The sequence below is a fragment of the Mycolicibacterium lutetiense genome, from assembly GCF_017876775.1.
Lineage (GTDB): Bacteria > Actinomycetota > Actinomycetes > Mycobacteriales > Mycobacteriaceae > Mycobacterium > Mycobacterium lutetiense.
In genome coordinates, this window is sequence record NZ_JAGIOP010000002.1 from 2,424,444 (window position 1) to 2,442,634 (window position 18,191).

25 protein-coding genes are annotated in these 18,191 nt (G+C 66.6%); 6 read left to right on the top strand and 19 right to left on the bottom strand.

Annotation, left to right across the window (positions count from 1 at the left end; translation table 11 throughout):
- Positions 1 to 96: 96 nt before the first annotated feature.
- From mddA to JOF57_RS20935, 3 genes are all read left to right on the top strand, one after another.
- Positions 97 to 867 carry a methanethiol S-methyltransferase gene (gene mddA / locus JOF57_RS20930; protein WP_209919599.1) on the top strand — a complete coding sequence of 257 codons (771 nt, stop codon included), beginning with the start codon at positions 97 to 99 and terminating at the stop codon, positions 865 to 867.
- Between the two features lie 107 nt (positions 868 to 974).
- The gene (locus JOF57_RS31255; protein ID WP_273544722.1) at positions 975 to 1,109 is read left to right on the top strand and encodes a hypothetical protein; all 135 of its coding nucleotides are present in this window, start codon (positions 975 to 977) and stop codon (positions 1,107 to 1,109) included.
- A 228-nt stretch (positions 1,110 to 1,337) separates the two neighbouring features.
- A complete protein-coding gene (locus JOF57_RS20935; protein ID WP_209919603.1) occupies positions 1,338 to 1,997 on the top strand; it encodes a hypothetical protein in 660 nt (219 codons plus the stop codon).
- Here the strand turns inward: JOF57_RS20935 and JOF57_RS20940 are convergent.
- From JOF57_RS20940 to JOF57_RS20955, 4 genes are all read right to left on the bottom strand, one after another.
- The gene (locus JOF57_RS20940; RefSeq protein WP_209923563.1) at positions 1,954 to 2,397 is read right to left on the bottom strand and encodes a pyridoxamine 5'-phosphate oxidase family protein; all 444 of its coding nucleotides are present in this window, start codon (positions 2,395 to 2,397) and stop codon (positions 1,954 to 1,956) included. The genes JOF57_RS20935 and JOF57_RS20940 overlap by 44 nt on opposite strands.
- Before the next feature lie 93 nt (positions 2,398 to 2,490).
- Positions 2,491 to 2,685, bottom strand: coding sequence for a hypothetical protein (locus tag JOF57_RS20945; RefSeq protein ID WP_209919605.1), 195 nt, complete (start codon positions 2,683 to 2,685; stop codon positions 2,491 to 2,493).
- 63 nt (positions 2,686 to 2,748) lie between these two features.
- Positions 2,749 to 3,372 (bottom strand): TetR/AcrR family transcriptional regulator, encoded by a 624-nt coding sequence (locus tag JOF57_RS20950; protein ID WP_209919607.1) that lies wholly within the window; start codon positions 3,370 to 3,372, stop codon positions 2,749 to 2,751.
- Positions 3,359 to 4,213 carry an oxygenase MpaB family protein gene (locus tag JOF57_RS20955; RefSeq protein ID WP_209919609.1) on the bottom strand — a complete coding sequence of 285 codons (855 nt, stop codon included), beginning with the start codon at positions 4,211 to 4,213 and terminating at the stop codon, positions 3,359 to 3,361. Before JOF57_RS20955 ends, JOF57_RS20950 begins: the two co-directional genes overlap by 14 nt.
- A 95-nt stretch (positions 4,214 to 4,308) precedes the next feature.
- On the opposite strand from JOF57_RS20955, the gene JOF57_RS20960 reads away from it, so the two are divergent.
- A complete protein-coding gene (locus JOF57_RS20960; protein ID WP_209919617.1) occupies positions 4,309 to 5,211 on the top strand; it encodes an alpha/beta hydrolase in 903 nt (300 codons plus the stop codon).
- 6 nt (positions 5,212 to 5,217) lie between these two features.
- Here JOF57_RS20960 and JOF57_RS20965 read toward each other — a convergent pair whose 3' ends face one another.
- Genes JOF57_RS20965 through JOF57_RS21010 form a run of 10 tightly spaced genes read right to left on the bottom strand, consistent with a single transcriptional unit; the run spans position 5,218 to position 12,849 of the window.
- Complete coding sequence (locus JOF57_RS20965; protein ID WP_209919619.1) at positions 5,218 to 5,982, bottom strand: APH(3'') family aminoglycoside O-phosphotransferase; 765 nt, start codon at positions 5,980 to 5,982, stop codon at positions 5,218 to 5,220.
- 4 nt (positions 5,983 to 5,986) lie between these two features.
- Entirely contained in the window at positions 5,987 to 6,214 is a 228-nt protein-coding gene (locus JOF57_RS20970; RefSeq protein ID WP_209919622.1) for a hypothetical protein, read from the bottom strand.
- Positions 6,211 to 6,702: a transport-regulating membrane protein Mce1N gene (locus JOF57_RS20975; RefSeq protein ID WP_209919624.1), complete on the bottom strand. Its 492-nt coding sequence runs from the start codon at positions 6,700 to 6,702 to the stop codon at positions 6,211 to 6,213. The genes JOF57_RS20970 and JOF57_RS20975 overlap by 4 nt, the downstream gene beginning before the upstream one ends.
- Positions 6,686 to 7,069 carry a hypothetical protein gene (locus JOF57_RS20980; RefSeq protein ID WP_209919626.1) on the bottom strand — a complete coding sequence of 128 codons (384 nt, stop codon included), beginning with the start codon at positions 7,067 to 7,069 and terminating at the stop codon, positions 6,686 to 6,688. Before JOF57_RS20980 ends, JOF57_RS20975 begins: the two co-directional genes overlap by 17 nt.
- Positions 7,070 to 7,089: 20 nt before the next feature.
- Complete coding sequence (locus JOF57_RS20985) at positions 7,090 to 7,524, bottom strand: hypothetical protein (RefSeq protein WP_209919628.1); 435 nt, start codon at positions 7,522 to 7,524, stop codon at positions 7,090 to 7,092.
- On the bottom strand, positions 7,521 to 8,501 hold the full coding sequence (gene hemB, locus JOF57_RS20990; protein ID WP_209919630.1) for a porphobilinogen synthase: 981 nt from the start codon (positions 8,499 to 8,501) through the stop codon (positions 7,521 to 7,523). The genes JOF57_RS20985 and hemB overlap by 4 nt, the downstream gene beginning before the upstream one ends.
- A gap of 22 nt (positions 8,502 to 8,523) precedes the next feature.
- A complete protein-coding gene (locus tag JOF57_RS20995; protein ID WP_209919632.1) occupies positions 8,524 to 10,200 on the bottom strand; it encodes a bifunctional uroporphyrinogen-III C-methyltransferase/uroporphyrinogen-III synthase in 1,677 nt (558 codons plus the stop codon).
- A complete protein-coding gene (gene hemC, locus JOF57_RS21000; protein ID WP_209919634.1) occupies positions 10,197 to 11,132 on the bottom strand; it encodes a hydroxymethylbilane synthase in 936 nt (311 codons plus the stop codon). Before hemC ends, JOF57_RS20995 begins: the two co-directional genes overlap by 4 nt.
- A 24-nt stretch (positions 11,133 to 11,156) precedes the next feature.
- Entirely contained in the window at positions 11,157 to 12,512 is a 1,356-nt protein-coding gene (locus JOF57_RS21005; protein WP_209919635.1) for a glutamyl-tRNA reductase, read from the bottom strand.
- Positions 12,513 to 12,564: 52 nt separating this feature from the next.
- A complete protein-coding gene (locus JOF57_RS21010; RefSeq protein WP_307870064.1) occupies positions 12,565 to 12,849 on the bottom strand; it encodes a glutaredoxin family protein in 285 nt (94 codons plus the stop codon).
- A 38-nt stretch (positions 12,850 to 12,887) separates the two neighbouring features.
- Here JOF57_RS21010 and JOF57_RS21015 point away from each other — a divergent pair, with 38 nt between their 5' ends.
- Positions 12,888 to 13,781, top strand: a complete 894-nt coding sequence (locus JOF57_RS21015) for an HAD family hydrolase (RefSeq protein WP_209919637.1) — start codon at positions 12,888 to 12,890, stop codon at positions 13,779 to 13,781.
- Positions 13,782 to 13,911: 130 nt separating this feature from the next.
- Positions 13,912 to 14,439, top strand: coding sequence for an FAS1-like dehydratase domain-containing protein (locus JOF57_RS21020; protein ID WP_209919639.1), 528 nt, complete (start codon positions 13,912 to 13,914; stop codon positions 14,437 to 14,439).
- 17 nt (positions 14,440 to 14,456) lie between these two features.
- Here JOF57_RS21020 and JOF57_RS21025 read toward each other — a convergent pair whose 3' ends face one another.
- The 5 genes from JOF57_RS21025 to proC all read right to left on the bottom strand — a co-directional run bounded on the left by JOF57_RS21025 (position 14,457) and on the right by proC (position 18,181).
- Complete coding sequence (locus JOF57_RS21025; protein ID WP_209919642.1) at positions 14,457 to 15,521, bottom strand: lysophospholipid acyltransferase family protein; 1,065 nt, start codon at positions 15,519 to 15,521, stop codon at positions 14,457 to 14,459.
- A gap of 35 nt (positions 15,522 to 15,556) precedes the next feature.
- On the bottom strand, positions 15,557 to 16,690 hold the full coding sequence (locus JOF57_RS21030) for an NAD-dependent epimerase/dehydratase family protein (RefSeq protein ID WP_209919644.1): 1,134 nt from the start codon (positions 16,688 to 16,690) through the stop codon (positions 15,557 to 15,559).
- A 29-nt stretch (positions 16,691 to 16,719) separates the two neighbouring features.
- A complete protein-coding gene (locus JOF57_RS21035; protein WP_003402602.1) occupies positions 16,720 to 16,821 on the bottom strand; it encodes a 30S ribosomal protein bS22 in 102 nt (33 codons plus the stop codon).
- 133 nt (positions 16,822 to 16,954) lie between these two features.
- Positions 16,955 to 17,182, bottom strand: a complete 228-nt coding sequence (locus JOF57_RS21040; protein ID WP_209919646.1) for a cell division/environmental response transcriptional regulator — start codon at positions 17,180 to 17,182, stop codon at positions 16,955 to 16,957.
- A 138-nt stretch (positions 17,183 to 17,320) separates the two neighbouring features.
- Entirely contained in the window at positions 17,321 to 18,181 is an 861-nt protein-coding gene (proC, locus tag JOF57_RS21045) for a pyrroline-5-carboxylate reductase (RefSeq protein WP_209919649.1), read from the bottom strand.
- Positions 18,182 to 18,191 lie beyond the last annotated feature (10 nt).

The following is an 18,191-nucleotide window of genomic DNA, read 5'->3' on the forward strand; positions in this document are numbered from 1 at the left end:
TGTTCACCTGGGGATCCAAGGTCTACCGTAGATAGGCCACTACTGCGGGCCGGCAGCAGGGCGCGGCATCTGTCCCATCGGTGGCAGGAGGTCACCATGAAGCGCCTACTCATCATCGGCTACGGCATCGCGAGCTATCTCCTGTTCATCGTGGCCTTCCTCTACGCGATCGCCTTCGTCGGCAACTTCGTCGTGCCACGCACGGTCGATTCCGGCATCGACGCACCCATCGCCGAGGCCGTGCTCGTCAACCTGCTGCTGCTGTCGGTGTTCGCCCTCCAGCACAGCGTGATGGCCCGGCCGTGGTTCAAGGAACGGTGGACGCGGATCGTTCCGCCGGCCATCGAACGCAGCACGTACGTGTCGCTGTCCAGCCTGGCGCTGTTGCTCTTGTACTGGCAGTGGCGCACCATGCCCGAGCTCGTGTGGAACGTGGAATCCACGGCGGGACGGGTGGTTCTGTGGGCGTTGTTCTGGGCGGGCTGGGCGACCGTGTTCGCCTCGACGTTCATGATCAACCACTTCGACCTGTTCGGTCTGCGGCAGGTGTGGCTGAACTGGCGCGGCCAGCCCTATCGCGACCTGGGGTTCCAGACGGTGATGTTCTACCGGGTGATCCGGCATCCGATCATGGCCGGGTTCATCGTCGCGTTCTGGGCCACTCCCACGATGACCGCGGGCCATCTGCTGTTCGCGGCCGTCAGCACCGCCTACATCCTGGTGGCGATCCAGCTCGAAGAACGCGACCTGGTGGACAACCTGGGTGATCAGTACCGCGATTACCGGCACCGGGTGGGGATGCTGGCTCCCGGTCTGCACCTCGGCCATGACGACGCCACTCCGAAGGTCAGGCACCGGCCGGCGTAGTCGGCCATTTTCAACGGTGCATGGTGGCCGAAAACCGCCGACTGGCTTTTAATTTTTTCTACGGTATGGTCGGGCTCAGTGATTGTTTGCGAATAAAAGGAGCAACGATGGCTGATAAATCCCAGGGTCGCATGCCCAAGAAACCGGCAATGACCATCAAGGAACGGCGCGCAGCCAAGCGCGACAAGGCGACCGAGGCCGGCGAGGCCATTCCCAGAAGGAAGCGCCCGGAACGGGTATAGCGGCCTGGAGTGCAGTTCTCTACGGCTGCACTCCATCGAAACACTGGGCGAGTACTCACTCGTACAGGTTCTGCGGAAATATATTCGCACCGAATTCATGCCTTTAATGGGCATTAAATCTCCGCCCTGGTCGGCAATTGATTATTTTATCCGGCCGGCGCGGAAAAAAGAGATCGGTAGAGGCATGACAATTTACGACTAGGGCTGAGAACGGCGGGTGCAATTGCAGTGGCGGATCGAAAGGCCGCCGGCCCGCGGGTGCTGGTGCTCGGTTGGCTGACAGACCTGTCCGGGTCGATCGCAGCGGCGCTGGGGCGCAGCGGCGTCACAGCCAAACACGCACACCCGCCCGGCGCCCACGTGCCGATCCGAAGCCGATGGAGCTCCGCCGATTCGGCGGAGCTGCCGTTGAGCCCGGCCGAGATCGACTCGATCGACTCGGTGATCGCCGTTCTCGACGGGCCGACCACGCGAATCCGATTCGGTGGGCGGCACAACTGGGCATCGCGCAGGCGGTTACGCGGGTATGCGAACGACGCCTGCGAGTCGACGACCCGCGCCGCACTCACCGTGGGCGCCCGCCGGACCCTGCTGATCTGTGACGCACGCCGACTGCCCGCCGGCCGGCGTGCGTCGGCGGTCCGATGGACTCGCGATCTGGCCTACCGGATCGGCTACGAATGCGTCGTCAACGGACTGCCCGGTCACGCGGCGTCATATGCGGTGATCGACACCGACGACGACGTCCGCGATGTCGCGGATGCCGTCGTGACCTGGCAGCAGGGCGCCGCCGCCGACAATCGGCGGCGGTGGCCGCTGAACCCGGTGGTGGGCGGTACCGAGGTCACGCCCGCCAGTTCAGCACCTCACCGGACCCCGCTGTCATGATCGTGCCCGGCATCACCCGCAACCGGTAGGGAGTCAGGCGCAACGCGGCGAACTGGTCCGACGTCGGCCCGCCACTCCACTGCGGGATCACATACGGGTCATAGCCCACCGGCGCCGGGCCGTTGGCGAAGCGGTCCCACACCTGCGTGCAGGTGTCGTCATCGGTGTACCACTCCACCAGGCAGTCCGCCGCGCAGGTGTCGTGGTTGGTGGTCCAGTAGCTGACCGAGACGTGCGGATGCACCGCCAGGTGCGCCCGTTTGACCGGACTGGGCACGGTGGCGATCCAACCCAACAGGTCGGTCCCGTCCCACTCCCAGATCGGATGCAGGATCCGACTGCGGGGTTGGTCGTCGGCGTCGACCGTGGCCACCGACGCCCACACGATCTCGTGGGCCATCGTCACGAAAGCAGGAGCAATTCGTTCGAGCGGGGTCGCAGTCACATCAGCCACAGTAGGCATCGACCGGGCGGCGGCGGCGCGGGTTCGTGGTTACTGCCCGCTCTCGCGCCGGCCGTAGATCGGTTTGCCGTCGTCGTCCAGCCAGTCGTTGACAGCGGTGCCCGAGACCGTGCCGTGACTGCCGGGCAAGATCGCGGTCGGTCGGGACTCGTCATACGACTGCACGATTCGTTCGGCTTCTTTGTGGTGCGCTTCGGTGACAGGTGGCGGCTTCTCAGTAGTCATCCCTCACGGCTGCCCGGAAAAGTGAGCCGCCAAACAGCAGTTGACGCCACCCGCCGATGGCAATCAGGCGGTGACGGTACGAACCGAGAGCGGCAGACTCGGCAGGAAATGGCGGGTGGCGAACGCCCGGATGTCCTCTGGGGTGTCGAGGGGTTCGACGCTGGGCAACATCAGGACCATCCCCGCGTAGCGCAGGATGGTGTCGGCCAGGTCATTGACCGCCGGCTCGCCGATCCGGTCGGCGAACCCGGCCGGGAAGATCACCTTGAGCGCCGCCGCCATCCGCTCGATCGCCGCGCCGTAGTGGGTGTGCAGCATCTCCATGACCAGGGCCGGTTCATCGGCGATCAGCTGGTTGAGCACATGGTGACGACGGAACCGCAGGATCGACAGCGTGAACGCCTCGACGTAGTAGTTCGATTGCGGCCCTGCACTTTTCAACTCATGGGCGATGTCGGAGAACAGCGCGACGTTCTCCCGCTCGACCACTGCGGCGACAAGTTCGTCACGGTTGGCGAATCGGCGATAGATCGTGGTCCGGCTGACCCCGGCGCGGCGCGCGACATCGTCGAGTGCGACGCGGCGCAGGCCGTGCCGCTCGAATTCGACGAGGGCGGCATCCAGGATTGCCACCGTCGCGGGCGACGATTCAGATCGCGTCGCGGGCGACGAATCAACCCCGGGCATAGCCCTTTTGCGCAAATCCGTTGTAGCGCACACTCATCGGTAGATGATCCCACACCCAGTTCACCGGGGCCGAGCGCCAGAACGCCGCGAATCGCTGATAGTTGCGTTCCTGCCGCTCACTCCATGGCAGGTCGAGCAGGTCACGGGCGCGCGGCGGCAGGCCCCCCGCGGTGAGGAAGGCCGCGGCCGGGTCGAACACCGTGGCGACCACGCGCCAGATGGCGGGGTGCACCCCCTTGGGGCACGGGAAGCCTCTGGTGACATAGCCGACGCCATAGCGGGCGGACTTGTGCGGGACAGCCACGTCGTTCAGCATCCGGTCCCAGTACTGCTCGAACTCGGCGTAGGTGGCCGGCATCGGCCGGTCGCTGACCCCGTAGCGGCGGTACCAGGTCTTGGACTCCAGGTAGATCTGTTCCTTCTCGGCGTCACTGAGCCGCTTGACGAAGGTGTCGGCGAAGTAGAGGACCTGTTCGACGAAGGTGGCGTGCGCCCAGTAGTAGGTGTCGGGATCCAGTGCGTGGTAACGCGATCCGTCCGGCATGTCGCCCTTGATGCCGTGATGGAAGTCGCGCACCTGGGTCCCGGTGTTGTCGGTCTCGTCGCCGTACACCGTGCGGTAGATCGGCGGCAGCGAGCGCTTGATCCGCGCCGAGGTGTCGGCGAAGAACACCGAATGGTCCAGCACGCCCTGGCCGAGTTCGGCGAGCATGTTCTGCAGGACGGCGGGCCGCGGCCCGATCAGGTACATCCGGTTGTCCCCGAAGTATTTCCAGACCAGCGATTGCGGCCCGAGGGGCAGGGCGTCGGTCTGCTGTGGCTGATCGGCCAATTCGGTCATGGACACAGTGTTACAGATTTCGCACTTTGTACCAAGTGCCGTGTGACCACGCTCACAGCCCGGGGTGGGCGGTGTTATCGCGCTGTTGCCGGACCATGTCGCGTGCTGAGACCCATCGTTGGAATGATGCGCAGGTGACTTCGTTGACCCGCCGCGACGCGCTACGTCTAGGTGTCACCGGTGCGGGTGCCGCGGGACTGATGGCATTGGGCACCCTGCTCGATCCGCTTACGCCCCACGCGTCCTCCAGCCCCAACCAATCGGGCCCCAACCAGACGGCCCCCGCGGGCAACTCGTTACCGACCCGCGAATCGGGGTCGTTCACCTCGGCGGCCCGCGGCGGAGTCGAAACCAACTGGATCATCGCCCGCCCGCCGGGCCAGCACGGCCCATTGCGTCCGGTGATCGCCCTGCACGGGATGGACAACGATGCCGCCGGCGTGATGAACCTGGGTATCCCCGAAGCGCTGGCCAAACTGACCGCAGCCGGCCGACCGCCGTTCGCGGTGGTCAGTGTGGACGGCGGCAACTCGTTCTGGCGCCGTCGGGCCTCTGGTGGAGACTCCGGGGCGATGGTGCTCAACGAACTGATCCCGATGCTGGCCACCAAGGGCATCGACACCTCACGAGTGGCCTTCATGGGCTGGTCGATGGGCGGCTACGGCGCCATGCTGTTGGGCGCCAGACTAGGCGCCGCGCGCACCGCGGCGGTCTGCGCAATCAGCCCGGCGCTGTACATGACGTACTGGGGCGCGCCACCCGACGCCTTCGACAGCCTCGATGACTGGCAGCAGAACTCAGCGCTGAGACTGCTACCTGCGCTGGGGTCGATCCCGCTCCGCATCGACTGCGGCACCGGGGACCGGTTCTATACCGCGACCCAGATGTTCGTCAACCAACTGCCCAGGACTCCAGCCGTCGGCTTCTACCCCGGCGGCCACGATGAGGCGTTCTGGCGCGCGCACTTGTCCGATGAGCTTGCCTGGCTCGATTCCTGAACCCTCTCACCCCCAGGTAAGCGGATCGAGCGCCAGATAGAACCTCAGACGCTCCGGATCCACTTCCGCCGGGTAGCCGACGGCCAGGCCGGCCACGGCGTCGTCGGCGAATCCCGGAACGGTGTCGGCGCTGTTGGCCAGCAGCAGCGCCAGATCCGCATGCGGGTCCGCGATGCCGAGGCGACCCAGGTCGACGAATCCCTCGACGGTGAGCCGATCGGGGTCGATGAGGATGTTGGGCAGGCACAGGTCGCCGTGGCACACCACCTGATCGGCGGCCTCCTGGCAGCGACGCAGATCAGCCTCGCGCTCGACACGGGCCAGCAGGTCGACGGGCGGGACGTCCCGGTCCTCGTCGCGCAGGAACTCCGGGTTGACCGCACCCGCGGCGACGACGGATCTGGCCCGCGACAACATGTCGTCCAGGTCGCGCCGATACGGACAATCCTGCACGGCGATGCCGTGCAGGGCCCCGACCGCGCCGACCACCGAGGGCCAGGCCACCCGGAGAGACTCCTCGGGGAGCCGATCGGCCCCGACACCTCCGACGGCGCTGGTGACCAACATGGCACCGCCGTCCGCGGTGGTGGCCCAGTCGATCACCGCCGGAACCGGAAGCCCGTGATCGTGCGTCCAGGACACCCGGTCCCGCTCGGAGGCCAGATCAGCGACCGCGGCCGGGCCGACCACCTTGGCGTACCGCGAACCATCCGCGCTGCGGAACACGCCGGCGCCGGATTCACCGTGCGAGACAGGATGCCAAACAGTCACCGAGTCAACGACGCAACCGGGCGACGCCCAACACGATCAGTACGCCCGCCAGACCCGCCAGCACCAGGGCCAACACCAGCAGCGGCGCCGAGTAACTGACGGCCGTGGTCATCGGCTCACCCTCCAGCACGGGCGCCACCTCGATCGTCGTCGCGGCCGCACCCCAGCTCAGCACACAGCCCACCGCCGCAACGGCGGCAACCACGAACTCCAGGACGGCCCGCGGTTTCACGGAGTGCGCTCCTCGACCAACGGCGTCAGTGCTTCCCGTAACTTCCGGTGCTTGCGCGCCCAGGCCTGAGCCCCACGGTTGCCGGTGAGTTTCAGCCCGATGCCGGTGCGACCCCGCGGTATCCCGGACAGTTCGCCCAGAGCGCGGTCGGACTCCCATTTCGGCGACTCCGAACGCGCGGCCTCGGGGTAGATCTTCACGATCTCGTCGATCCGCAGGATCTCGGCGCCCTGCCGGAGGGTATCGGCGGTCAACTCGACCGAGGTGTGGATGCGTGCGGCCTTGATCTGGATGGCCACGAACGCCGACACCAACACCAGGAACAGGATCGGAATCCACAGATCGCGACCGTATCCGCCGGTCATCTGCAGAATCGCCATGCCGCCTCCCGCGAACGGCCCCAACAGCAGCCAGGCCCAACTGGAGCCCTGCTCGTAGAACAGCACGTCAGAGGCAACCTTGTTCACCGGTTCACTCTCCATGGTCATCCCTCCGCAACGGTGCAGCGCTCAAGCCGGTTCCCACGATCAGTGGAAGCAGCGCCAGCAGCGTCAGGATGTGCACCGGAGCCAGCCTGAGCGCCGCCATCAACCCGACCACCACCACTATCGCCATCGACAGTGCGATCGCCGCGCGCCGATGTCGCACACTTCCGGAACGGCTGCGGCCGGCCACATACGCCATCCCCGCACCGGCCACCGACGTGAGCACACCCACGCCCCGGAACAGGGTGCTCTCGGCACTGGGCCAGGACACCGAGGCCGCGACCAGTCCGCCGACGATCAACAACACGGCGCCGACCAACCAGCAACTGAACGAAATGGTCGCGCGGCGCGACGCCGAGGATGGGGACATTGTCGGGAAGCCTAGCGAAATCAACGGATGAAGAAGCCGTCGGCGTCCTTGCGGTGCAGTAGGTACAGCCCGCCCGCGATCAGCACGGACCCGACGATCGCGGTGACGGCGTAGCCCACCGCCGCCGCGGCCTGACGTTCACCGGTCAGCAGGCTGCTGATCGCGTGCAGGACCGAGACAAGTCCGCCGCTGGTCAGCAGGGTGCGGGCCCAGCGATACCCCTGACGCATCAGCAACAGGAACACCACCACGATCGAGGACAGCACCACGAGGAACATCAGCGAGAAGACGACGGTCACCGACCGTTGCACGCCGCCACCGGATCCGGTCAGCAGGTCGATCAGATACCCGACCACCATGAGCACCAGCGCGGTCGCCCACAACCAGAATCCGGTGTCGACGTCCTCGGGGCGCCCGGTGGGGCTGTGTTGCTGTTCGGTCACCTGATCGGTCACGCGAGCCAGCCGGCCACGTCGGCCGCCCAATAGGTCAGCACGATGTCGGCACCGGCCCGCCGGATTCCGGTCAGGGACTCCAGGGCGGCGGCCTGCAGGTCGATCCAGCCATTGGCCGCGGCGGCACAGATCATCGAGTACTCACCCGAAATCTGGTATGCGGCAACGGGTACCGGTGAAATATCAGCGGCGGCACGCACCACGTCCAGGTAGCTCATCGCGGGCTTGACCATCACGATGTCAGCACCCTCGTCGATATCGAGTTCGACCTCGTGCACGGCTTCGCGGATATTGCCCGGATCCTGTTGGTAGGTGCGCCGATCGCCCTGCAAACTGGACGACACCGCTTCCCGGAACGGGCCGTAGAACGCCGAGGCGAACTTGGCGGCATAGGCCAGGATGGCGACATCGGCGTGTCCGGCTGCATCGAGACCGTCGCGGATGGCGGCCACCTGGCCGTCCATCATGCCGCTGGGACCCACTACGTGTGCGCCCGACTCCGCCTGCGCCACAGCAAGTTCGGTGTAGCGCGCGTTGGTCGCGTCGTTATCGACCCGACCCGCGGCGTCCAGCACGCCGCAGTGTCCGTGATCGGTGAACTCGTCGAGGCAGGTGTCGGCCATCAGCACGGTGGCGTCACCGAGGTCCTTGGCCAGATCCCGCAGCGCCACGTTGAGGATGCCGTCCGGGTCGGTACCGACGCTGCCGACGGCGTCCTTGTCCTCGTCGCGGGGCACCCCGAACAGCATCAACCCGCCCACACCGGCCGCCACCGCACCCGCGGCCGCCTGCCGTAATGAATCCCTGGTGTGTTGCACCACGCCGGGCATGGAACTGATCGCCCGCGGTTCCGCCAGCCCGTCAGCGACGAACATCGGCAGCACCAGATGGCGCGGCTCCAAAGAGGTTTGGGCCACCAGTCGGCGCATCGCCGGTGTCGACCGCAAGCGACGGGGGCGGTGTCTGGGGTAAGCCATGCCATGCCTCCTTCGGCGGGTGTTACCTGCGGCGGCTCTTCTTGCGCGGCGGGGGCAGTGCCCCTTCGGCCCGAAGTCGAGCAGCGTGCTCGGCGAGCGCATCAACCAGCGGTCCCACCGCGGCCGACTCGGGCTGCACATCCACCCGCAGACCGAATTCCGCTGCGGTTTCAGCAGTTTTCGGCCCGATGCAGGCCACAATGGTCCGAGCGTGCGGCTTACCGGCGATACCGACCAGGTTGCGCACCGTCGAGCTCGAGGTGAAGCAGACCGCGTCGAACCCACCGGTCTTGATCATCTCGCGGGTCTGCGCCGGTGGCGGAGCGGCACGCACGGTGCGGTAGGCCGTAACGTCCTCGATCTCCCAACCGCGCTCCCGCAGGCCCTCGGCCAGGGTCTCGGTGGCAATATCGGCACGTGGCAGCAGCACCCGGTTCACCGGATCGAAAATCTCGTCGTAGGGCGGGAATTCGTCGAGCAGACCGAGCGAGGACTGCTCGCCCGACGGCACCAGCTCCGGGTTGATCCCGAACGCCCGCACCTTGTCGGCAGTGGCCTGTCCGACACAGGCGATCTTCACACCGGAAAACGCCCGGGCGTCCAGACCGAACTCGTTGAACTTCTCCCAGACCGCACGCACGGCGTTGGTCGAGGTGAACACCACCCACTGGAACCGGCCGTCGACCAGACCCTTGACCGCGCGCTCCATCTGGGCGGGGCTGCGAGGCGGCTCGACGGCGATCGTCGGCACCTCGACCGGCAGGGCCCCGTGGCCCACCAACCGGTCGCTCATCTCGCCGGCCTGATCCTTGGTACGCGGCACCAGCACGGTCCAGCCGTACAGGGCGCGACTCTCCCACCAGTTCAGCTTGGCCCGGTTGGCCACGGTCTTGCCGATGGTGACGACCAGCGGTCCGACCAGCGGACCCGCCAGCTCACTGCCGGCCGGCTTCTCCAGCACCGCTTTGTCGGTCAGTCCACCGAGGGTGGCCTCCACCGAACGCTGCTGGCAGGTGGTACCGCTCGCGGTCACCACCGCGGGAGTGTTCTCGGCCAGACCGAATTCGATCAGGGTGCGCGCGGCGTCCGGCAGGTGCGACGCGGTCGCGTGCAGGATCAGCGGCCCGGGTGCGGCGGCCAACGCCGCCCAGTCCACGTCACCGCGGACGTCGGCCACCGTGTGCGACGACCCCAGCGGCAGGCCCGCATAGGTCGGCACCGCACTGGTGGCGGGCAGCCCGGGGACGATCTCGAAGTTCACATGGGACTTGGCCAGCGCACCGACCTCGGTGATGACGGCGTCCACGGACAGCGGGTCGCCGGCAACCAGGCGCACCACGTCGTAGCCGTGGCGGGCCTCGGCGACCAGCGTCTTGGCCACCTCGGCGGGATCACCCAGAGCGGGGCGAACCTCGGGCCCACCCGCGATGACGGCGGCTTGCGCCGCGTCGGGGGTGCCGGCGGCGTCGTCAGCCGCGACGTCGGCCTTGGCCGGCTCAGCCGGGGCCGGACCGGATGCCGGCGGCAACTCGGTGCCGATCAGCGCCAGCACCGCGTCCGGGACGTCGGGATCGGTGAACACCAACTCGGCGTGCGCCAGTACAGTTTGCGCCCGTGCCGTCAGCAGCCCCGGATCTCCCGGGCCCGAACCCACAAACGTGATGCGGCCGGGCTTGGCCTTGCGACCTCGCATGGTCATTCTTCACTCCCGCGCTCTACCAACAGCTCGCGTGCACCCAACTCGTAAAGCTCCGCGGCCACCGAGACACCCAAGTCAGCGGCCCGATCGGGAGTTCCGATGCCAGACGCACGGATCATGTCGGATCCGTCCAGCGTCGCTACGCAGCCGCGCAACGACAGCTCCTCGAAGACATTGCCGTCCTCATCAATGGACTCGACCACTTCTGCGATCGCGCCCACCGGTGCGGAACAGCCCGCCTCCAGTTCGGCGAGCAGGACCCGTTCGGCGGTGACCGCGGCGCGCGTGTCGGCGTCTTCCAACTCCGACACCACCGAAATCAGCTCGGTGTCGCCGGAGCGGCATTCCACCGCGAGCGCACCTTGAGCCGGCGCTGGCAACATCTGCACCGGCTCGAGCGACTCGGTGACTACATCGAGACGTCCGATACGGGCGAGACCCGCTCGGGCGACCACGATGGCGTCGAGATCACCGCTCGTAACCCTGTTCAACCTGGTATCTAGGTTGCCTCGTAGGGGGCGGATTTCCAAACCGAGACCCAGTGCTCTAAGCTGCGCGGCCCGTCGCGGGCTCGACGTGCCGATCACAGACCCGGCCGGCAACTCGCCGAGCACCATTCCGTCACGCGCCACCAGCGCGTCACGAGGGTCTTCACGGCGCGGGACGGCGGCGATCACGAACCGCTCGTCACGTGCCGTGGGCAAATCTTTGTAGGAGTGGACGGCCATGTCGACCCGACCGTCGTGGATCGCCTCCCGGAGTGCCGCAGTGAAGACCCCCACGCCGATGTCGGCGATGGGGCCTTGATTGCGGTCGCCCTCCGTGGAGATGATCACCAACTCGCAGGGGTGACCTGCGGACAGCAAAGCGTCCCTGATGGTGCCGGCCTGCGTGGTCGCCAGCAGGCTACCCCGGGTGCCGATCCGGATCACCGTATCGCGCGTTTCTACCAATGCCTACTCAGACTTATCGAGATCTGTTGTCATAAAGGGCAATTCGCTGGCCGCCACAGCTTCGACGGCCTGCGGATCGAGTTCGAACAGCTCCCGCAAAGCCTCTGCGTAGCTGTCCCCGCCAGGTGCACTGGCGAGTTGTTTCACCCGCACCGTGGGTGCGTGCAAAAGTTTGTCGACGACGCGGCGGACCGTCTTGGCCACCTCGTCGCGGTACGCCGACTCCAGTTCTGGCAGTCGGTTGTCCAGGCGCAGCAGCTCGGCCTCCACCACGTCGGCGGCGCGTTGCCGCAGCGCGGTGACGGTCGGGGTGACCTCGGCCATCCGCTGGCCCGCCAGGTAGTTGGCAACCTCGGTGGCGACGATCGTGCGGGCCGCATCGGCATCGGTGGCCGCCGCCCGCGCCGACGGCTCCCGCTGGATCCGGTCCATGTCGACGACCCAGACACCGGGCAACCCGGACACCGCCGGATCCACGTCACGGGGCATACCGAGGTCACAGATGACGAGCTGACGCTCACCGACGGCCGCGTTGCGCTGCGCCAGTGCATGGTGCACGTCGGCCAGGGAGACCACCGGCCGTACCGCCCCGGTGCTGCTGACGACGACATCGGAATCGGCCAACGCTTCGGAGAGATTGTCCAGGGAAAAGGCCTGCGCCTGCACGCCCTGCTCGGCGAGGTTCGCTGCGAGGCGCTCGGCGCGTGGCAGCGATCGATTCACCACGTGGACCCGTTCGATTCCGGCTCGCACCAGGTGCGCTCCGGCAAGCGCGCCCATCGAGCCCGCGCCGATCACGGCTGCGGTCTGCCCGACGAGCCCGCCGTTGAGTTTGGTTTCGGCCATCCCGAGGGCCACCGAGACCACCGACGCACCTGCGGCGTCGATCCCGGTCTCCGAATGCACCCGCTTACCGACGTTGAGGGCCCGCTGGGCCAGCTCGTGCAGGGTGCGCCCGACGGTCTGGTGTTCCTCGGCCGTCGCATAGGCGCGACGCACCTGGCCCAGCACCTGGGCTTCACCGATGACGGCCGAGTCCAGACCGCTGGTCACCGCGAACAGATGCTCGACAGCGGCTTCGGCGTAGCGCACATAGGCGTATTTGGTGAGATCGTTCAGCGACATACCGGAATGGTCGGAAAGCACCTGCCCGATGATCGACAGGCCGCCGTGGAAGGCCTCGACCACGGCGTACACCTCGACGCGGTTGCAGGTGGACAGGACCATGGCCTCGGTGACCAACGAGGATCGAAGGACCTCGTCGATGATCTTGGCCTGATCCGACTCGTCAGTGCTCAACTGCTCGAGAACAGACACCGGCGCGCTGCGGTGCGAAACCCCGAATAGCAGCACACTCACGGCGTCATCACCACGTCACCAAGGTAATCGTTTACGGCCCGCCCACCAAATTTCATCGTGGTGCTATGTCGGTCCGAAGCCCCTGCTCGTCGACTTCCCAGTAGCTGTGCTGGGTCCCGTTCAGCAAAACCACCGGCAGCAGATCGCCGAACCGGGCCCGAGGCTCCGGGTCGCCCGCGGCGGCAGCCTCATCTACATCGGTGGTCACCAGGTCGAAGTCCAACTCGTCACGCAACACGGCCAGCTGCTGCGCGGCCCGCTCACACATGCTGCAGCCGGCCCTGGTCAGCAACGTCACAGTAGTTCGGCCGCCCGTTCCCGCCTGCTCGCGCTCCACACCGCCAGTATCCCGGCCGCGTGACTTAGGGTGAAAACGTGCCCGAATCCGGTAGTGCCGATGCGCTCGAACAGGAGCTTGCCGCCGAGGCCAGCGCCGAACTCGCTGTCACCGAGCTCGAGCCCGACACCGACGACGCCGCCACGCCGGCGCCGCCGCCCGATCTGACCGCCGCGGCGTTCTTCGACGTCGACAACACCCTGGTCCACGGATCGTCACTGGTGCACTTCGCCCGCGGTCTGGCGGCGCGCAAGTACTTCACCTACCGCGACATCCTCGGCATCGGGTTCGCGCAGGCCAAGTTCCAGTTCACCGGCAAGGAGAACAGCGACGACGTCGCCGAGGGCAAGCAGAAGGCCCTGGCGTTCATCGAGGGCCGGTCCACCGCCGAACTGGTGGCGCTGGGCGAGGAGATCTACGACGAGATCATTGCCGACAAGATCTGGCCGGGAACCCGGGCGCTGGCCCAGATGCACCTGGACGCCGGCCAGCAGGTGTGGCTCGTCACCGCGACCCCCTACGAGCTGGCCGCCACCATCGCCAAGCGCCTGGGGTTGACCGGCGCCCTGGGGACGGTCGCCGAGTCGGTCGACGGGGTGTTCACCGGCCGGCTGGTCGGCGACATCCTGCACGGCACCGGAAAGGCCCACGCGGTGCGGTCCCTGGCCATCCGCGAAGGTCTGAACCTGCGCCGGTGCACCGCCTATTCGGACAGCTTCAACGACGTACCGATCCTGTCGCTGGTCGGTACCGCGGTGGCGATCAACCCCGACGCCGCGCTGCGCGACGTGGCCAGGGAGCGCGGCTGGGAGATCCGCGACTTCCGCACTGCACGCAAGGCCGCGCGCATCGGTGTGCCCTCGGCACTGGCGCTCGGTGCGCTGGGCGGCGCTCTGGCCGCTGCCGCCTCACGCCGTCACGACATTCGCTGAGGTAACAGGCCGCGTTATAAGCTTCCGCGGCGGACCGCGTTATAGGGTTCCGCGGCGGGCCGCGCCAGCGGCCTGGTAGTCAGGCACGTTTGTGCGCACCGCGCACCGCATACCGAACAGCGCAGGGAATATGAGCATCGCCGCAAACATCATCGGAACCCACTACCGGTACCCCGACTACTTCGAGGTCGGCCGGGAGAAGGTCCGTGAGTTCGCCCGCGCGGTCAAGGACGACCATCCCGCGCTCTACGACGTCGAAGCGGCCAATGAATTCGGGCACGACTCGGTGGTGGCGCCGGTGACGTTCCTCGCGGTGGCCGGCCGACGGGTTCAGCTCGAGCTGTTCGACAAGTTCGACATTCCGATCAACCTGGAGCGCGTGCTGCACCGCGATCAGAAGCTGATCTTCCATCGGCCGATCAAGGTCGGCGATCGGTTGTGGTTCGACTCGTACCTCGACTCGGTCATCGAGTCGCACGGCACCGTGATCGCCGAAGTCCGGGCCGAAGTCACCGACGACGACGGCAACCCGGTTGCCACGAGCATCGTCACCATGCTCGGCGAGGCGGCCATCGACGAGGCCGACGAGATCAGTTCACAGATCGCCGCGGCGCGCGACGCCGCGATCGCCAAGATGGTTGCTGGGCAAAAGAGCTAGATTCTCCTGCGAGAAGGTCAGCCGAAGAACATGTTTCGACGACCTGCCAGCAGCTGGTACAGCGTGTGCTGGATGGTCTCGCGGACCTGATCGGTCAGCTCGAAGGTGATCATCGGATCGTCGGCGGCGCTCTCGTCGTAGTCCGTCGTCTCGATCGGCTCACCGAACTGGATGTGCCACTTCGACGGCAACGGCACCAGGCCGAGCGGGCCGGCCAGCGGGAACAGCGGCGTCACCGGGAAGTACGGCAGACCGAGCAGTCGGGCCAGCAGCTTCACGTCGGCCATCATCGGGTAGATCTCCTCCGAGCCCACGATCGAGCACGGCACGATCGGCGCCTGGGCCCGCAGAGCTGCGGAAACGAAGCCGCCGCGGCCGAATCGCTGCAGCTTGTAGCGATCTTTGAAGTTCTTGCCCAGCCCCTTGAAGCCCTCCGGGAACACCGCGGTGAGCTCACCGTTGGCCAGCAGTCGGTGCGCGTCGGTGGCGCAGGCGACGGTGTGCCCGGCCTTCCGGGCGGCCTGCCCGACCATCGGCAGATCGAAGACGAGATCGGCGGCCAGCAGCCGTAGATCCCGGTGCGCGGGGTGGTGATCGTGAACGGCCACCTGGGTCATCAGCCCGTCGAACGGCAGGACCCCGGCGTGGTTGGCCACGACAAGTGCCGCACCGCTCTCGGGGAGGTTCTCGATACCGGACACCTCAACCCTGAACCAGGACCGGAAAAGCGTTCTCAGCAAAGGCAGAAAGATTGCGTTGGTGATGTGCGGGTCGAACCCGAACTCGTCCACCGAGTACTCACCGGTCATCCGGGTGCGGACGAATTCCGAGACCGCCGCGATGCCCTTGGCGAGTTCGCTGGGGCCGTCGTCGGCTCCCGGCTGACTCGAGGCGGCGCTGCGCGCCTGATCGATCTCACGTACCACCGCGGCGATCTGCTCGGCCGAGGCACGGCTTCCCGGATCGGCCAGGACGGAAGGATGTCGGCGGGCGCTGTCAGACCGAGCGGCTGCACGGCGTGCCGCGGAACGATTCGAGTTCCCATGCAGCGGAATGACTTTCGCTTTTGATTCACCCGCCACGTCGGTACCTTCTCCCACCCCGGATAGAGCCACTTCTAATGTCCCAAACGCTGCGCCATCCCCACGGCGCGACTCTCCATTGAGCGTACCCATCGCGGATCGAGTATCGGCGTCAATCCACGACCACGGACGTAGTCGTCGAATGCCTCGGCGGTCGTCCACTTGGGACTGTAACCCAGATCCCTGTGCATTCGCGTGGTGTCCATCACCCGGCCGTAGCTCAGATAGCTCATCTGATCTCGGTCGAGTTCGGCGGAACGCGTTGCGCGACTGAGCGAATTGATCGCCGACAACGCCCCACTCGGCACCGGCAACCGGACCCGTCCCGAGCGCCGGATCGCTTGGCTCATCATGATGATGCCCGAGGCGCCGACGTTGAACGTGCCGGCCTTGCCCGCCACCGTCGCACGTTCCAGGGCACCGAGGGCGTCCTGTTCGTGCAGCAGTTGCAACCGTGCGTCGTGGCCGATGACCGACGGAACCACTGGCCCGGCCAGATACCGCGAGAGGACGGTGTCCATCGCGGGCCCGATCATGTTGGCCAGCCGAAGGATCGTCAGATCGATGTCGGGGCGACGCCGGGCCAGGCCGCGGGCGTAGCCCTCGATGTCCATGCTGTCGCGGGCGAACCCGTCACCCGGCGGACGGCGAGCACTGCTCTCCTCGCTGAACATCACCGGATCACGCGAGCTCGCGCCGTACACCTCGGAGGTGGACTTGAGCACGACCCGCCGTACCGATGGTGTCTTCTGGCAGGCCGCGAACAGCTGGATCGCGCCCATCACGTTGAGTTCCTTCAACGTGGCCCGGCCTCCGGACGCGGGAGAGTAGGACGCCGCCGCGGCATGCACGACGGTGTCCACGTTCCCGTTTCGGATCACCTTGGTGATGAACGGATTGCGGATGTCGGCGCGGACGAACTCCGCCCGCCCCATCCGACGCATCAGGTCCTTGCTCGGCACCACCGCATCAACCGCGATGACGTGCTCGATCAACGGGTTCTGCGCCAGCCTGGCGGTTAGATAACCACCGAGGAACCGGCACGCACCCGTGACCAGAACTACTTTCGGAGCGGGCGACGCATCTGCGGACTGTCCCGCACCGGAAGTATCCGAACCAGATCCGGGGACTCCCGTCGGGCGTCCCCCTGACCGACCTTCAGAATCCATCGGCTCAGCCTAGCGGCTGCAGCAGTTGGCTACTTGCCGAGTTTTCTACGCTGCACCCGGGTACGGCGAAGCAGCTTGCGGTGCTTCTTCTTCGACATACGCTTACGCCGCTTCTTGATGACTGAGCCCATAAACCCTGGTGTCTCCGCTACTACTGACGCTGATGGTTGACCTGGCTACTTTACCCGGGCCAGTCACCGAAACGGAAAACGCCAGCCTGCTCTAGGCGCTCAGCCGATACGGCCGCGCTGTCGACCCGGGATGTCAGCCGGCGTCGAAGTACGAAGACTCCAGCAGATCGTGGACTGCCTTGGCGTGGACCCGGAACGATCGGCCCACCCGAACCGCAGGCAGTTCTCCGTTGTGCACCAACCGGTACACCGTCATCTTCGAGACCCTCATCAAGCTCGCCACCTCGGCGACCGTCAGAAATTGAGCTCGAGGCTGACTGTCGCCAGCATCCCGCGCCGATGGCCCGTTCATAGACGTCATCGCAACCCAATCAATCAGGCACGGGCAGTTCCAGCGGCTTCCCCACCGCTGGCACCGACCCGCGCATACAAAGGGAGAATAGCGTGGCGGGTGGGGTTACTGCGACGGGTGTGGGCTAATAAGTTTGAATTAATCTAATTACTCAGATGTAATTCCGAGCTGCTCAGAGCGCGTTTTCGCGGCCAGAACGGCACTGGACACCGCACCCCGCAGACCCCCACGCTCCAGTTCCCGCAGACCAGCGGCGGTAGTGCCGGCCGGCGAGGTCACCATCGCCCGCAATCGGGCCGGTGTGGTGTCCAGCGCGGCACCCCCGTCGGCGTTTACCTCATCGAGACGTTCCAGCAGCATTGCGGCCGAGCCTGCCATCGTCTGGATCACCAGATCGGTGGATACCGCACGCGACAGACCCGATTCCACGCCCGCGTCGACCAGTGCCTCGACCATCAGGAAGAAGTACGCCGGCCCCGACCCGGAAACTGCCGTCACCGCGTCCAGCTGCGACTCGTTCACGGTGAGTACGCCGCCGACCGCATCGAAGATCGACGAGACCTCCTTGAGCTGCTCGGCAGTCGCGAACCGGCCCGCCGCCAGCGCGCTCACCCCGCCGCCGACCACGATCGGGGAGTTGGGCATGACGCGGATGACCGGAGACCCGGCCGGCAGCTTGTTCTCGTAGTACGACGTGCTGACGCCGGCGGCGATGCTGACGAACACCTGCTCGGCGGCGTCGGAATCGGCGCGCGCTGCCGCGTCGGCGATCTCGCCGATCGCATTCGCGACGTCGGTCGGCTTGACCGCGATCACCACGTAGGCGGCGTTTTCGGCGGCATCGGCCACCGAGGTCACCAGCACCGAGTACTTCTCCGACAGGTACTTGGCCCGGTCCGGGTATTTCTCCGCGACCACCAAGTCCTTGACCTGCCGGCCAGCCCTCAACAGCCCTGACAGCAGCGCCTCGCCCATGCTTCCGCCGCCGATTATCGCGATTCTCGACATGGGCGACAGC

Bases quoted from the DNA above. Each gene is read 5' to 3' on its own strand.
- JOF57_RS31255 (WP_273544722.1), top strand. From the start codon at position 975: ATGGCTGATAAATCCCAGGGTCGCATGCCCAAGAAACCGGCAATGACC.
- JOF57_RS20995 (WP_209919632.1), bottom strand. From the start codon at position 10,200: ATGACCATGCGAGGTCGCAAGGCCAAGCCCGGCCGCATCACGTTTGTG.
- JOF57_RS21020 (WP_209919639.1), top strand. From the start codon at position 13,912: ATGAGCATCGCCGCAAACATCATCGGAACCCACTACCGGTACCCCGAC.
- JOF57_RS20975 (WP_209919624.1), bottom strand. From the start codon at position 6,702: ATGACCATGGAGAGTGAACCGGTGAACAAGGTTGCCTCTGACGTGCTG.
- mddA (WP_209919599.1), top strand. From the start codon at position 97: ATGAAGCGCCTACTCATCATCGGCTACGGCATCGCGAGCTATCTCCTG.
- hemB (WP_209919630.1), bottom strand. From the start codon at position 8,501: ATGGCTTACCCCAGACACCGCCCCCGTCGCTTGCGGTCGACACCGGCG.
- JOF57_RS21030 (WP_209919644.1), bottom strand. From the start codon at position 16,690: ATGGATTCTGAAGGTCGGTCAGGGGGACGCCCGACGGGAGTCCCCGGA.
- JOF57_RS21035 (WP_003402602.1), bottom strand. From the start codon at position 16,821: ATGGGCTCAGTCATCAAGAAGCGGCGTAAGCGTATGTCGAAGAAGAAG.
- proC (WP_209919649.1), bottom strand. From the start codon at position 18,181: ATGTCGAGAATCGCGATAATCGGCGGCGGAAGCATGGGCGAGGCGCTG.
- JOF57_RS20980 (WP_209919626.1), bottom strand. From the start codon at position 7,069: ATGTCCCCATCCTCGGCGTCGCGCCGCGCGACCATTTCGTTCAGTTGC.
- JOF57_RS20950 (WP_209919607.1), bottom strand. From the start codon at position 3,372: ATGCCCGGGGTTGATTCGTCGCCCGCGACGCGATCTGAATCGTCGCCC.
- JOF57_RS20945 (WP_209919605.1), bottom strand. From the start codon at position 2,685: ATGACTACTGAGAAGCCGCCACCTGTCACCGAAGCGCACCACAAAGAA.
- JOF57_RS20940 (WP_209923563.1), bottom strand. From the start codon at position 2,397: ATGGCCCACGAGATCGTGTGGGCGTCGGTGGCCACGGTCGACGCCGAC.
- JOF57_RS20960 (WP_209919617.1), top strand. From the start codon at position 4,309: ATGTCGCGTGCTGAGACCCATCGTTGGAATGATGCGCAGGTGACTTCG.
- JOF57_RS21040 (WP_209919646.1), bottom strand. From the start codon at position 17,182: ATGACGTCTATGAACGGGCCATCGGCGCGGGATGCTGGCGACAGTCAG.
- JOF57_RS20955 (WP_209919609.1), bottom strand. From the start codon at position 4,213: ATGACCGAATTGGCCGATCAGCCACAGCAGACCGACGCCCTGCCCCTC.